Source organism: Olegusella massiliensis, from assembly GCF_900078545.1.
Taxonomy (GTDB): domain Bacteria; phylum Actinomycetota; class Coriobacteriia; order Coriobacteriales; family Atopobiaceae; genus Olegusella; species Olegusella massiliensis.
On sequence record NZ_FLLS01000002.1, the window covers coordinates 1,501,789 to 1,515,109 of the forward strand.

Annotated in this window: 12 protein-coding genes; 8 read left to right on the top strand and 4 right to left on the bottom strand. The window is 53.3% G+C overall.

The features are described from left to right. Positions 1-10: 10 nt before the first annotated feature. Positions 11-1,210 carry a DUF349 domain-containing protein gene (locus BN4314_RS06830; RefSeq protein WP_187369559.1) on the bottom strand — a complete coding sequence of 400 codons (1,200 nt, stop codon included), beginning with the start codon at positions 1,208-1,210 and terminating at the stop codon, positions 11-13. Positions 1,211-1,412: 202 nt separating this feature from the next. Then, positions 1,413-1,961 (bottom strand): glutathione peroxidase, encoded by a 549-nt coding sequence (locus BN4314_RS06835; protein ID WP_068540463.1) that lies wholly within the window; start codon positions 1,959-1,961, stop codon positions 1,413-1,415. Between the two features lie 174 nt (positions 1,962-2,135). Here BN4314_RS06835 and guaA point away from each other — a divergent pair, with 174 nt between their 5' ends. The 8 genes from guaA (at position 2,136) to BN4314_RS06875 (ending at position 11,783) form a co-directional block, all read left to right on the top strand. Further along, a complete protein-coding gene (gene guaA, locus BN4314_RS06840; RefSeq protein WP_082911215.1) occupies positions 2,136-3,143 on the top strand; it encodes a glutamine-hydrolyzing GMP synthase in 1,008 nt (335 codons plus the stop codon). A gap of 50 nt (positions 3,144-3,193) precedes the next feature. Beyond that, on the top strand, positions 3,194-3,406 hold the full coding sequence (locus BN4314_RS06845) for a hypothetical protein (protein ID WP_148424878.1): 213 nt from the start codon (positions 3,194-3,196) through the stop codon (positions 3,404-3,406). Positions 3,407-3,562: 156 nt separating this feature from the next. After that, the gene (locus BN4314_RS06850) at positions 3,563-3,748 is read left to right on the top strand and encodes a hypothetical protein (protein WP_068540467.1); all 186 of its coding nucleotides are present in this window, start codon (positions 3,563-3,565) and stop codon (positions 3,746-3,748) included. Positions 3,749-4,296: 548 nt separating this feature from the next. Continuing rightward, positions 4,297-4,503, top strand: coding sequence for a hypothetical protein (locus BN4314_RS06855; RefSeq protein WP_021735392.1), 207 nt, complete (start codon positions 4,297-4,299; stop codon positions 4,501-4,503). Positions 4,504-4,505: 2 nt separating this feature from the next. Then, positions 4,506-6,302 (top strand): type I restriction-modification system subunit M, encoded by a 1,797-nt coding sequence (locus tag BN4314_RS06860; RefSeq protein WP_068540469.1) that lies wholly within the window; start codon positions 4,506-4,508, stop codon positions 6,300-6,302. Positions 6,303-6,304: 2 nt separating this feature from the next. After that, the gene (locus BN4314_RS06865; RefSeq protein WP_082911216.1) at positions 6,305-7,552 is read left to right on the top strand and encodes a restriction endonuclease subunit S domain-containing protein; all 1,248 of its coding nucleotides are present in this window, start codon (positions 6,305-6,307) and stop codon (positions 7,550-7,552) included. Positions 7,553-7,554: 2 nt separating this feature from the next. Then, on the top strand, positions 7,555-8,694 hold the full coding sequence (locus BN4314_RS06870; RefSeq protein WP_068540471.1) for a PDDEXK nuclease domain-containing protein: 1,140 nt from the start codon (positions 7,555-7,557) through the stop codon (positions 8,692-8,694). Then, complete coding sequence (locus BN4314_RS06875; RefSeq protein WP_068540473.1) at positions 8,691-11,783, top strand: type I restriction endonuclease subunit R; 3,093 nt, start codon at positions 8,691-8,693, stop codon at positions 11,781-11,783. The genes BN4314_RS06870 and BN4314_RS06875 overlap by 4 nt, the downstream gene beginning before the upstream one ends. Before the next feature lie 430 nt (positions 11,784-12,213). Here the strand turns inward: BN4314_RS06875 and BN4314_RS06880 are convergent, their stop codons facing one another. Further along, positions 12,214-12,468 (bottom strand): hypothetical protein, encoded by a 255-nt coding sequence (locus BN4314_RS06880; RefSeq protein ID WP_068540475.1) that lies wholly within the window; start codon positions 12,466-12,468, stop codon positions 12,214-12,216. Between the two features lie 10 nt (positions 12,469-12,478). Further along, entirely contained in the window at positions 12,479-12,796 is a 318-nt protein-coding gene (locus tag BN4314_RS06885; protein WP_187369560.1) for a hypothetical protein, read from the bottom strand. Positions 12,797-13,321 lie beyond the last annotated feature (525 nt).

The window sequence follows — 13,321 nt, forward strand, 5'->3', positions numbered from 1 at the left end:
ACCTTAGAGCCTAACGTTTCATCTTGTGGCGGATGTCTGCCATATCATGTTCGATATCTGCAATGTCGTGCTGGTAGTCTTCTAAGCGTTTCGTCAAATCACGACGACGGTCATCATCATCGGTGGTCTTGATCTGGTATTCCAAAACGTCGACCTGCTCCTCAAGCTTGTCGAGGGTGCGCTGCTTTGCTGCAAGGACGCCTTCCATACGCTCGCACCACGCGGCGTGGCGTTGTTCCCACTCAGCATGACGACGCTCATTGTATTTTTTGCGCTCGTCCCAGAAGGGGTTTTGAGCTAAACGGAAGCGCTCCCACAGCTGGTCGTTTACTTCTTTGCCGGCAAAACCCGTAGCTTTCCACGCATCACCAAGAGCGCGCATAGCCGAAGTGGCCTCACGCGAATAATCTTTGGCATCGCTGAGCTCCTGTGCGCGTTTGATGAGACCTTCTTTTGCTGTGGCGTTCTCAGCAATTTTTGCTTGGCGGCGTTTGTAGTTTTCACGCTGTGCGTCAAAAAATGTCTGACGAGCCCCATTAAAGCGAGTCCAAAGCACCTCGTCGGCCTGACGACCCGCAGAGCTCAGTTTGCGCCACTGATCCATCAGCTCGCGCATCTGTGCGCTACCATTGCGAAAATCCTTAGCTTCAGCGACGGCTTCGGCTTTCTGTGCCAGTTCTTCTTTGGCTTTGGCCATAGATTGCATAACGGCATGGCGCTCTTCGCGGAACTTTGTGCGTGCGGCTTGAAATGCGTTCCACATCTCGTCTTCGCGTGGAGTAGAAAAGCCATGGACGGCCTTCCATTCGTCCATCAAGGCGTTCATTTTGCGCAGGGCAGCTCCGTCACGTTTTTCGTCAGCAAGCAAAGCCTCGGCCTTTTTGACTAACGCGGCCTTCTTGTCCAATACTTCATGGAGCTGTTTGAGGGGGTCTCCGGTAATGCCAAAACCATATTCGGTTTTGCCGCCCGATTTGCGGTCATGCTTCCAAAATAGCAGCTCATAGCCACCATCACGTTCAATTCCAACCCAACGACCAACACCTTTGGGGTCATCTGCGGGCTTGCAGGGCTCATCGTCAGCATTGCGGCCACCGTAGATTACCTCAGCAAATTTTGCTCCACTTGTCTCATCCGTGAACTGGTTTTGCTCAGCATAAGGATCGCCAAAGTCAAGAATTTTTTCCCACAAAGCCATATCTACTCCCATGTGCGCAATTGCGCCTCGCATGCACTAATGCGCTCATTATGAACCATGATGGCGAAGTTTCCGACCTCGATAGGTATAAACAGTTAAGTTAATCGAGTGAGAGGAAATATTGAAGGCAAAAAACGACCGCCCAGCAGCATGAGAGACTCAAATAGGGTCATATACAGCAGCTGAGCGGTGTGCCTAGTTACTCAATTTTTGCTTATAGGGCAGCTTTGATTGCAGCCTCAACCTTGTCCATAGATACGGTAGGCTCAAAACGAGCAACAATATTGCCTTCGCGGTCAACAAGCCACTTAGTGAAGTTCCACTTGACGTAGGCCTTTTCGCCAAATTCCTGATCGATGCTTGCGCCAAAAGGCTTCATTGCCAAGGCTTTGACACTTTTGCCCCAGCCCTGGAAAGGCTTTTCGGTGGCAAGCCACACAAAGAGCGGGTCTGCACCATCACCGTTGACTTCGAGCTTTTTATACTGAGGAAAATCCGCGCCAAATTTTAGCTGGCAGAATTGGCGAATCTCCTCATCGGTGCCAGGCGCTTGGTTACGGAACTGATTGCAAGGAAAGTCAAGGATTTCAAAATCCTGTGCCTTGTACTCGCGATAAATTCGCTCGAGGTCCTCATACTGAGGGGTAAAACCGCAACCAGTGGCGGTATTGACTACCAATAAAAGCTTGCCTTTGTAGTCGGCAAGACTTTGGGTGCTGCCGTCGGGCTTGGTGACGGTAAAGTCATAAATATTTTGTGCCATGTTGAACTCCTCTCTAGGGCGGATAGTAGTTGTGGCTCTTCCACAACTTTTCTCGCTCGCAAAAACAGTATCACACAAAGTATGTCTCGACGTGATACCTAAGATTAGTCTGCCCCGTTAGCGTATCTTTCCGCTACGATTTACCTACACTAAAGAGTTTGTGGTGCAAGTAACATGACATGCAACAAGAAGGGGTGTCACATGGTTGACAAGCGTCCAGAGGATATGGCTCGTATTAGCACGGCGGATCTTGCTGAGGCTTTTATTGCCCAGCAAGTCGAGGCGGTTCGCGCGCAGGTAGGGGATGGCAAAGTTCTGCTCGCCCTGTCTGGTGGCGTTGACTCTTCTGTTGTGGCAGCTCTGCTTGTGCGCGCTATTGGCAAGCAGCTCGTATGTGTGCATGTGAATCATGGTTTGATGCGTGCGGGGGAGTCCGAGCAGGTCATTGAGGTGTTCAAGAATCAGTTGGACGCAAATCTAGTGTATGTTGACGCTACTGACCGTTTTTTGAGCTTGCTTGAGGGTGTTGAGGAACCTGAAGCTAAGCGCAAGATTATCGGTGGAGAATTTATTAAGGTATTTGCTGAGGAAGCAGCTAAGCTTTCGGGTGTGGGTTTCCTTGCGCAGGGAACAATTTATCCTGACATTATTGAGTCCGAGAAAGGTGTTAAGGCTCATCATAATGTGGGTGGTCTGCCTGAAGATATGGATTTTGAACTGGTAGAGCCTGTGAAATATCTGTACAAGGATGAAGTGCGTGTGGTAGGTAGTGCCCTTGGCTTGCCTGATGAGATGGTTTATCGTCAGCCGTTCCCTGGTCCTGGTTTGGGTGTACGCTGCTTGGGTGCGATTACACGTGATCGCCTCGAGGCTCTGCGCGCAAGTGACAAGATTTTGCGCGATGAGATTGCAGCTGCTGGTCTTGCGGGGGCGATTTGGCAGTACTTTACGGTGGTGCCCGATATGCGTGCCACAGGTGTGCGTGATGGCAAGCGCGCCTTTGACTGGCCAGTCATTATTCGTTGCGTCAACACGGTAGATGCTATGACAGCTGAGGTGCCCGAGCTAAATTGGGCTTTACTCAAGAAGATTACCGCGCGTATTCTTTCTGAAGTGCCTGGCGTATGCCGTGTATGCTACGACTTGACCCCCAAGCCCGTTGGCACAATTGAGTGGGAATAGGTATGCACCCTTTGCGAGGGAGGTCGGAAACAGCGTCCCTCGTTGCGGTTTTGCTTGCCAAACGCCATGGATCATTTCAAGCAGACCAGCTTTGCTTGCCAAACCCCACGGATCATTTCAAGCAGACCAACCCTGCTTGTCAAAAGCCACGTCCTGTTTCAGAAAAAATGTCAAAAGCCACGTTCCGTTTCAAAGAGCCTGACGTTTCCGCAGGTAAATTTTTTCTGCGTGAAATGAAACGTGGCTTTTGGCTAAAAAAGTGAAGTAGAACGTGGCGTTTGGCATCTGGCATGAAGTAGAACGTGGCGTTTGGCAGTTACGTCCATAAAATGGCATGAAAGATGAGAAGTGAGCCAGAGGCCCGTCTCCTAAGTAAACTTGTAATCGTAAAATCACTACAAATGCTTAGAGGTACGCACATGGCTCAACTTAATATTATGCTGAGCCAGAACGAGATTTTGCAACTTTTGGGAGAAAACAATGGCAGTGCTTTTAGGGTACTTTTACAAGAGACCCTCAATGCTGTTTTAAGTGCAGAATCTACCGAGCAGCTTGGACACCTCCCGATGCACCTCGCAACCGGCAGACCATCTTCGAGCTCATAAACGATCAGGCAAACAGGTTTGGTGTCGACAAGAACAGCAAAACCTAGTATGTGAAAATGCAGCCCGATGCCATGACTTCGCGGACTACCTCGACAGTCTGGGCGAAACCGATGTGCAGCTCGTTGTTGGCGAGCTGACACGTCGCGTGAGAGTGGGCGAGCTCAGAAACGGCTTCCTCATTTTTTATTTGCATGCGGTATTCAGTTGTGTGCTGTGATGTACGTAGTATACGCAAGCCATTAGAGCAATGTATAAAGGCATATATCTGAGGAGATAAGAAACTTAACCAAATTGGACAGACATGAGATTATTCTGGAGTGCCATCAAATAATTGCCTGTTAATGCTTGGCTGCGGTTGCTTGCGTGAGACAAAAGGCAAAATATTTTTGGCTTATTTTGGGCTCATGGCAAAATGAAACACGAATCTTTGGGCTCAAACGGCGAGAATTTACCGTTCTAGCTGCGACGTAAAATTACTCATTTGCATAGTACGCTCTGATAGAATTGAGTCCAGATTTGTATTGCATCATGCAATTGCGGAGGTTCACATGAAGTACGCCGACCTAATTGATGGAGAGGCTAAGGCAAGCGAGCTCAAGAGCTTTCTTGTGGACGGCGAGAACGTCGCGGTGACCATTCGCATCCCTAAGAATATGCGCGACGCGGCGAAGGAAGCCGCGGCTCTTTCCGGCATCAGCTTTACGTCGTTGGTGAAGATGAGCCTTATCGAGTATCTATCCAAGAAGGAGAAATAGTAATGCTCAACAGCGACAAGCTCATCAAGGCAGTTGGCGCCAATATCCAGGAGAAGGCATCTCTCATCTGGGCTGCGGCCGATACCTTGCGCGGGCCCTATAAGCCGCATGAGTATGGCCTAGTCATCCTTCCCATGACCATTATCAAGCGCTTTCACGACTGTCTTGCACCCACGCACGATGCTGTGCTCGCCGCTGCCGAAAAATACAAGGCGCTTGCCGTGAAGGACGGTTTTCTGCGCGATGCCTCCGGCTATCCGTTCTACAACACCTCGAAGTTCACCTTCGAGAAGCTCAAGGCAGACCCGGAAAACATCGAAGATAACTTCAGGGACTACCTCAACGGATTCTCGGACAACGTGCAGGATATCCTGACACGAATGAAGTTCTCCGACCAGATCGAGCGCCTTTCTGATCCAGATGCCCCGCTGCTCTACCAGGTTGTCTGCGACTTTTGTAAGCCCCAGGCAGACATGACTCCCGATAAGATTAAAGCGGTAGACATGGGCTATATCTTCGAGAACCTCATCCAGCGCTTCTCTGAGTCCTACAACGAGGACGCCGGCGCACACTTCACGAGCCGCGACATCGTCTATGTCATGACCGACCTGCTTATCCAGGCGGACCCGCACGTCTTTGACGGCGAGCGTATCACCAAGACGGTCTACGACCAGGCTATGGGCACCTCGCAGATGCTTGGCTGCACCGAGGAGCGCCTGCGCCAGCTCGACGCCGAGGCCCGCGTGACCTGCTACGGTCAGGAGTTCAATCCCTTCACCTTTGGCATTGCGAAGGCGAGCGCTCTCATCCGCGGCAAGGACGACGCCAACATGCGCTTTGGCGACACCCTCTCCGCCGACAAATTTGAGGGCTTCAAGTTTGACTACTGCATCTCCAACCCGCCATTCGGCGATCCGTGGAACCCGCAGGCTGCCGCGGTGGAAAAGGAATTTAAGACCGCTGGCGGCGGGCGCTTCCCTGTGGAGAAGCTCCCGGCTAAGGGTGACGGCCAGATGCTCTTCGTGCTCAATGGTCTAGCCAAGCTCAAAGACGATGGTGTGATGGCGATCATCCAGGACGCGAGTCCGCTCTACAAGGGTAAACCTGGCAGTGGCGAGGACAGCATTCGCCGCTACGTGCTGGAGAATGACTACCTCGACGCCATCGTGCAGCTGCCTTGCGACTCGTTTTACAACACCGGCATTGCCACCTACGTATGGCTTTTCAGCAAAGCGAAGGTGCCTGAACATCGTGATCATGTGCTGCTCATCGATGCCTCTCAGTGCTTCGAGAAGCGTCGCAAGGGCATTGGCGACAAGAAGAATGACATCACCAAATCCTCCCGTGACCTTATCGTTCAGGCATACTCCGAGTACCGCGACGGCACCTGGGTGGGCGACGGATCTAACGGGCAGGAGCTTACGGTCGAAGCGCGCCTGATGCAGACGGTCGAGTTTGGTTTCAACCGTGTGGTTGTGGAGTCCCCCGTCGTCGACGAGGACGGAGAGCCCGTCCTTAACAAGCGTGGAAAGATGCAGGCTGACAAGGCGAAGGAAGATACCGAGGACATCCCGCTCACGCAGGATATTGACGCCTACATCGAGCGTGAGGTGTGCCCGTACAACAAGCATGCCTGGGTGGATAAGAAGAAGACCAAGGTGGGCTACACCATCCCGTTCACGCGCGTGTTCTACAAGTACACCGAGCTTGAACCGGCCGACGAAATCGCCAAACGCATCCTCGAGCACGAGAAGACGCTTGAGCGCAGCCTCGAAGCGCTTTTTGGCGAGGTGCGTTAGCGATGCGGGAGATGAAGGATAGCGGTGTCGAGTGGCTCGGCGAGGTACCAGCGGGGTGGGGCGTCGTTCCAGGCAAGCGTATTCTAGTGCTTTTGCAGCGTCCTGTGGAGGACGATGACGGCGTCATCACCTGCTTCCGGGATGGGGAGGTTACCCTCCGAGTGCATCGCAGAATTGATGGATTTACCGTTGCGCTCAAGGAGATTGGGTATCAGGGGATCAAACCTGGTGACCTTGTTGTCCACGGGATGGACGGCTTCGCGGGCTCCATTGGCATCAGTGACTCCCGCGGCAAGGCCTCGCCTGTGCTCAACGTCATGGATTCGGACCAGAACAAGCGCTTCCTGATGTACTACATGAGAGGATTGGCCTATCGCGACGTCTACATGGCCCTCTCGGATGGCATTCGCGTGCGTTCGTGTAACTTGAGCTGGAAGAAGATCGCCAATTTACTGTTTGCCTTGCCCCCTCTCCCCGAGCAGCGCCGCATCGCGGGCTACCTGGACGAGAAGTGCGCCGAGATTGACCGCGCTGTCTCCGCCGCCGAGCAAACCATTGAGGAATACAAGGCATATAAGAACTCGGTAGTCTATCGGGCGGTTACCAAGGGTCTCGACGCTGATGCTCCTATGAAGGATAGCGGCGTCGAGTGGCTCTGCGAAGTGCCCGTGGGATGGGGGTTGCGCCAGGTGGGACAGCTCGCTGACCAGACCAAGACCCCCAACAAGGGCATGGTTGAGTCGAATCTCCTCAGTCTGAGCTACGGCAAGATTAAGAGGCGCGACATCTATGCCACCGATGGCCTGCTGCCAGCTAGCTTCGAGACCTACAACATCATCGAGCCCGATGACATCGTTTTCAGGTTTACCGATCTGCAAAACGACCAGAAAAGCCTGAGGGTCGGCAGGGTTACTGAGCGCGGCATCATCACATCTGCCTACGTGACCGTGCGGCCGTTTGATCCGTCCTGCTCGAGGTTCCTGTACTACGCCCTGCACGCCTACGACCTGCGTAAAGGCTTCTACGGCATGGGCGCTGGCGTCCGTCAGGGCCTCAAGTGGCAGGAGGCCAAATATATAAAGCTGCCGTGGCCCGGTAATGTCGATCGTGGTCGCATCGCGGACTACCTAGACGAGAAGTGCTCCCAAATCGACACCGCCATCGCTGCCAAGCAGGCTATCATTGCCGACCTCAAGGCGTACAAGCAGTCGCTCATTTACGAGACTGTTACTGGCAAACGGGAGGTATAGCCATGGCGTCTGAAATCAATGGGTACAACAAGGTAGTCGAAGTCATAAAGACGGCGATTTTACAGGCGCAGTATGTTGCGGCCAAGGATGCAAACGCCCAGCAGCTGCAGCTGTACTATGCGGTGGGTGGATACCTTGCGTGCCTGAGCGAGCAACAACAGTGGGGCTCGGGAGCCCTCGATGCAATAGGCGAGCGCCTTCAAAGGGATTTGCCCGGTCTTCGCGGCTTTTCTGGCAGGAACCTCCGCTTCATGCGGACGTTCTACTCGGAGTGGTGCGATAGGCTAGACGGGCTGCCTAATTTGGAACTTGCAAGTGCCGAATTGGCGATTGACGATGCAGCTGAAACTTGGAACTTACAAGTTCCAGAATCTGGGGCTTTCCCGCTGAATGAGTTCCTGTCTATCGGATTCACCCATCATCGTTGGATTCTCTCGCTGGCAAAGACTCTCGACGAGCGCCTCTTCTACATCCGCAAGTGCGCCTCGGAGCATCTGAGCGTCGATGCCCTCAAGCATTCGATTAAAGCTGACGATTTCTATCACCAGGGCAAGGCCCCAAACAACTACCTCGCCACGCTGCCCAAGAGCCAGCAGGCCCTGCGTGCCATCAACACCTTCAAGGACGAATACCTGCTCGACTTCATCAACGTGGAAGAGCTCGGTGTACGCGATGCTGAGGACGTTGACGAGCGCGTGCTCGAGCAGGGCATCGTCCAGAACATCAAGCAGTTCATCATGACATTTGGGCGGGGTTTCTCGTTCGTGGGCAACCAATTCCATCTTGACGCCTTCGGGGTGGATCAGTACATCGATTTGCTGTTCTTCAACCGCGACCTCAACTGTCTTGTGGCCGTCGAGCTCAAGCGCGGGCCATTCAAGACCGCCTACCTAGGCCAGCTGTCCGGATATCTGCGGGTGCTGGATGACTTTGAGCGCCGCGAGCATGAAAATCCCTCCATTGGCCTGGTGCTCTGTAAAGACATGAGTAAGGCATTTGTTGATTATGTCATCCAGGACTACAACAAGCCCATGGGCGTAGCTACGTATAAAACCTCGGAGGAGATGTCGAGTGAGCTGCTCGATGCACTTCCGCCTATCGACGATCTAAAGACGTTACTGGAAGGGAATGAGACCCTATGACGATCGAGGCCAAGGAGCATAATCTCGAAGGGGATATCGAGGCGTTTCTCTGCTCATCTGCGGGCGGCTTCCTTAAATGTGATGACAGATACTCGTTCCTTTATATCGAGGACGGCAGCTATCAGATGGTCGGCGGTGGCTACATGGAGTACCGCGACCGCGCGCTCGACGCCACCACCCTAGTCAACTTTATCCAGACGACGCAGCCCAAGGCATGGGAGCGCTTCGAGCGCATGTGTAACTCCGACCCCACGGCAAAGTTTGTCAAGGTTTTCAACGACGCTGTCAATCGCTTGGGTATGGTCGCGGTTCTCAAGCACGGCTTCAAGCATCGGGGCATCTCGTTTAAGGTGTTGTTTTTCAAGCCGGAGAGCAGCCTCAACGAAAGCGCTGCTGCCCGTTACGCCAAAAACGTCTGCCGCTGCATCCGCCAGTTTCACTTTGCCGAGGCAGGCAACCAGACCATCGACATGGTCTTGGACGTGAACGGCATCCCCTTAGTGGGTATAGAGCTCAAGGACCAGTTTACCGGCCAGGACGTCGAGAACGCCATGCGCCAGTGGCGCGAGGACCGTGACCCGCGGTGCCGCTGCCTCAAGTTCAACACGCGCATAGTAGCGTTTTTCGCTGTCGACCTCGAGAACGTCTACATGACCACGAAACTGGAGAGTGCGAAGACGATTTTTTTGCCCTTTAACCAGGGCTCCGCTGGGGCGGGAAACGACGGCGGCGCGGGCAATCCCGCAAACCCGGACGGTTACGCCACGCACCACTTATGGGAGGTTGCCTTGCAGAAGGACAGCCTGCTCGACATCATCAACAAGTTCCTCCACCTGGAAGTCAAGGAAGAGACGGAACTCGACGCACGTGGGCGCGAGGTGAAGCGCAAAAAGAAACGTATCATCTTCCCGCGCTATCACCAGCTCGACTCCGTGCGCAAGGTTATCGCCGATGTGCGCACGAACGGGACGGGCAAGAACTACCTCGTGCAGCATTCGGCGGGCTCGGGCAAGTCTAACAGCATCGCCTGGACGGCCTATCGCCTGGCGTCCCTCTTTGTGGACAATGAACCGCTGTTCGATTCTGTGGTCGTCGTCACCGACCGCCGCGTGCTCGACAGCCAGCTGCAGAAGACCATCTCGGGCTTCGACCACGCCATCGGATCGGTTGTGACCATCGGCAAGGACAAGACCTCGGCAGACCTGCGCGATGCCATAAACGGCGGGTCCCGCCTCATCGTCTCGACCCTGCAGAAGTTTCCCGTGATCTACGAGCAGGTTGAGAGCAAGGGCAGGCGCTTCGCCATTATCGTCGATGAAGCTCATTCGTCCCAGACGGGAACGAGTGCACTCAAGCTCAAAAGCGCCCTTGCTGACAAGCGTGATGCTTTGGAAGAATACGCCGAAATCGAAGCAGAAGCTGAGGACGCCGCCGCCGATTGGGAGGACGAGCTCGCCCGTGAACTCGCGAGCCATGGCCGCCACCGGAACCTGACCTTTGTGGCCTTTACCGCTACGCCGAAGGAGCAGACGCTTGAAATGTTTGGCGATGAGTGGCCCGATGGGTCCTTCCATCCATTCCATATCTATTCGATGCGCCAGGCAATCGAAGAAGGTTTCATCATGGACCCCCTCGCCAACTACGTGAGCTATTCGGAAGCCGTCGAGCTTGCGCGTACGGTTCCGGACAACCCAGATGTTCCGAGTAGCCCCACGCTCAAGTTGCTCCGCAAGTACAAGGAGCTGCATCCCTATGCCCTCGGCCAAAAAGCCGAGATCATTGTGGAGACGTTCCGCAACGTGACACGTACCAAGATTCGCGGCAAGGGCAAGATGATGGTGGTCACGGCGTCGCGCCTTGCGACGGTACGCTACTACCACGAGATTAAGCGCTATATGCAGAAGAAGGGCTACGACGACATCGAGGTGCTGGTGGCATTTTCGGGCAGCATCAGTGACCCTGCGGACGGCCCCGACGGTCCCGAGTACACTGAACCGTCACTCAATGTCGGGCACGATGGCCAGCGCGTCGCTGAGAGTCAGACGAAGGCCGAGTTCCACAACTACGGTGATGTCCTCGTGGTTGCTGAGAAGTACCAGACGGGTTTCGATGAGCCTCTGCTGCATACGCTGGTGGTGGACAAAAAGCTTAAGGACGTGAAGGCTGTCCAAACGCTCTGCCGCGTCAATCGTATCCATCCGGATAAGGAGGACACCTACATCCTCGACTTCGTCAACAAGCCCGAGGATATCCAGAAGGCATTCGAGCGCTTCTATACCGAGACTTCGCTTTCCGAGCAGATCAACACTGATCTTCTCTATCAGGTGCAGACCGACATCCGCGGCTATGGACTTTATGGTGAGTCCGATATCGAGGCAGCGGCAAAGATAGTCTTTACCGATAGCAAGGACAAGTCGCAGAGCAACATGCAGGGCAAGCTTGCGGCAGTTTTGAGGCCGGCGGTCGCGCACTACAACGAGCTGGACGATGACGCACGCTACCAGGTGCGCCGCAAGGTGCGCAGCTTCTGCAAGTGGTACGCCTACATTACCCAGATCGTGCGCATGTTCGACCGCGACCTGCATGAGGAGTACGTGTACCTGAGCTACTTGCGTCATCTTCTCAATGCTGAAAAGATCCCCGTCGAAGCCGTTGACGACAAGGTCGAGATGCGCTTCTACAAGCTCAAGCGCGAGTTCGAAGGGAGTATCTCGCTCGCGGGCGGCGGGGGAGTGCTCGAGCCCGGCGGTGGCGCCACGAACTTTACCCTCGACAAGAAGCGCGATCCGCTGCAGGTGCTTGTTGACAAGTTCAACGAGCAATGGGCAGGCAACTTCACCGAGGGTGACCGTGTGGTAATCGATACGCTGTGGAAGCGTATCGCCGACAATCCGCAAGTCGCTGATACCATCCGTCGCGACGGGCGTCGTGTGTTCGAGTCCAGCGTGCTCCCCAAAGTGTTTGACGCGGAGGCGCGCAGGGCTTATGCGGAGAATGTGGACTCTTTCACCAGTCTTTTCGAGGATAGCGAAAAGTATAGGGCGATGATGAACGCGATTGGGCAGCTGCTGGTAGAGAAATTTAAGTAGGAGCTTGGATCGACGGGGTTGAACTTGGCAAGAGGATTGTGTGCAAGCCACTTTTGTCCCCGGGACAAAAACGAAACTGCGGGTGCGCGGTTGCGAAATAGCTTGCGGGTTTTCCCGTGTTTTGTCCCAAACGTCCATGCGGCGGCACATGGGGGATGCGGTGCAAAGCGGTTAAAACCGACGATCCAACTGAAATCGACTGGAGTGGCACAGCAGCAGACGAGCGTAAAAGAGTGGAAATAGGGAATAGGGATTTTCCCTTAGCGAGGGAGGTCGGAAACGGCCTCCCTCGTTGCGGTTTTGCTTGCCAAACGCCACGGATCACTTCAAGCAAGTAACGTCCATAAAATGGTGTAAAAGATGGGAAGTGAGCCAGAAGCCCGTCTCCTAAGTAAACTTGTAATCGCCAAATCACGAATTGTTAAAAGGTTCAATAGCTGATTTTGCTTTCGTTCTTACGGAGCTCGCCGTTCTCCTCGAGCCTCATATCGAGCCACCAGATTGGTATCGGAAGAATATCGTCGATGGGCTTGCTGTTATTCCAGATGTTGATGAACTCCTGCGTTTTTCTATCATATAGGAACTTGCAATAGACATCAGAATCGGGAGACGAAAACTCGCCTCCGTAAAACCCGTCGTCATATTCGATATTCTTGAAATAGAAGTTGATGTAAAAACCGCTCATCTTTTCTACCTCACTTAATAATGAATGCTTTTCGAAACTCACACTTACTGATTCTCATTTGCTGGACAAACGTATCGTAACTTTGTACACCAATCGGAATCTTTAATCCGTGCTTGGTAACGCTGACGTTATCTCGTGCCGTGGCGTCTGCCTCATAGGTAGATCCCTTGTTCATCCAAAGGAGCAGGTCGTTGGTTGCACATGTCTCTGGATACAAATAATAGCCGACCTTGGCATCGAACCAGAACATATAGGCAAGTACCTGCAGGTAATCACGGTTTCTGATGTTTTCGATTGGTTTGTACTTGGCATCGGCAATGATTCTCATCTCGTTATCCCTGCTGATGAAATCTGGGTAGATTAGCCCGATATTCCCATCAAAGAGTCTCTATGCTCCCTTGCCAGCTTTGTTCAACGAGTGATAAAAGGCGTCTTCAATCAGGGAGTTTTCTCTCTTCTCTAAATCTGAATGGTGCGGGAATGACGGGTGTGTAGGTTCCTTTCAGCTCCCATTCCTCTTCCTTGTAATCAAACACCTTAAGTAACAGCACCCAGACAAGCTGCATTTCCGCATAGGTTCAACAATCGTCCGGATTTTTTTGCTGGCCGGTCTCATGAGTTTGAGGAGTAGCTCGTGTCCATGCTGATGCGGGACGAAGATGCCTGCGCTCGACAGTACAACACGGGGGAGGTAAGAACGGCTGAAACTTTCGCTTCGCGTGAGGACAAGCAATAAAAGCCGACCTCTGCCTACCACTTAGAAAAAAAGGCAGATAAATGGCCTATTTGCTAGGTTTGTGCGCTTTATGTGTGCCATAATGCTACATGGCTTATTGTCAAAACACTGGGGTTT

Coding starts and splice junctions, on each gene's coding strand:
- BN4314_RS06870 (WP_068540471.1), top strand. CDS start 7,555: ATGGCGTCTGAAATCAATGGGTACAACAAGGTAGTCGAAGTCATAAAG.
- BN4314_RS06880 (WP_068540475.1), bottom strand. CDS start 12,468: ATGAGCGGTTTTTACATCAACTTCTATTTCAAGAATATCGAATATGAC.
- BN4314_RS06865 (WP_082911216.1), top strand. CDS start 6,305: ATGCGGGAGATGAAGGATAGCGGTGTCGAGTGGCTCGGCGAGGTACCA.
- BN4314_RS06850 (WP_068540467.1), top strand. CDS start 3,563: ATGGCTCAACTTAATATTATGCTGAGCCAGAACGAGATTTTGCAACTT.
- BN4314_RS06835 (WP_068540463.1), bottom strand. CDS start 1,961: ATGGCACAAAATATTTATGACTTTACCGTCACCAAGCCCGACGGCAGC.
- BN4314_RS06885 (WP_187369560.1), bottom strand. CDS start 12,796: ATGAGAATCATTGCCGATGCCAAGTACAAACCAATCGAAAACATCAGA.
- guaA (WP_082911215.1), top strand. CDS start 2,136: ATGACATGCAACAAGAAGGGGTGTCACATGGTTGACAAGCGTCCAGAG.
- BN4314_RS06830 (WP_187369559.1), bottom strand. CDS start 1,210: ATGGGAGTAGATATGGCTTTGTGGGAAAAAATTCTTGACTTTGGCGAT.
- BN4314_RS06855 (WP_021735392.1), top strand. CDS start 4,297: ATGAAGTACGCCGACCTAATTGATGGAGAGGCTAAGGCAAGCGAGCTC.
- BN4314_RS06875 (WP_068540473.1), top strand. CDS start 8,691: ATGACGATCGAGGCCAAGGAGCATAATCTCGAAGGGGATATCGAGGCG.
- BN4314_RS06860 (WP_068540469.1), top strand. CDS start 4,506: ATGCTCAACAGCGACAAGCTCATCAAGGCAGTTGGCGCCAATATCCAG.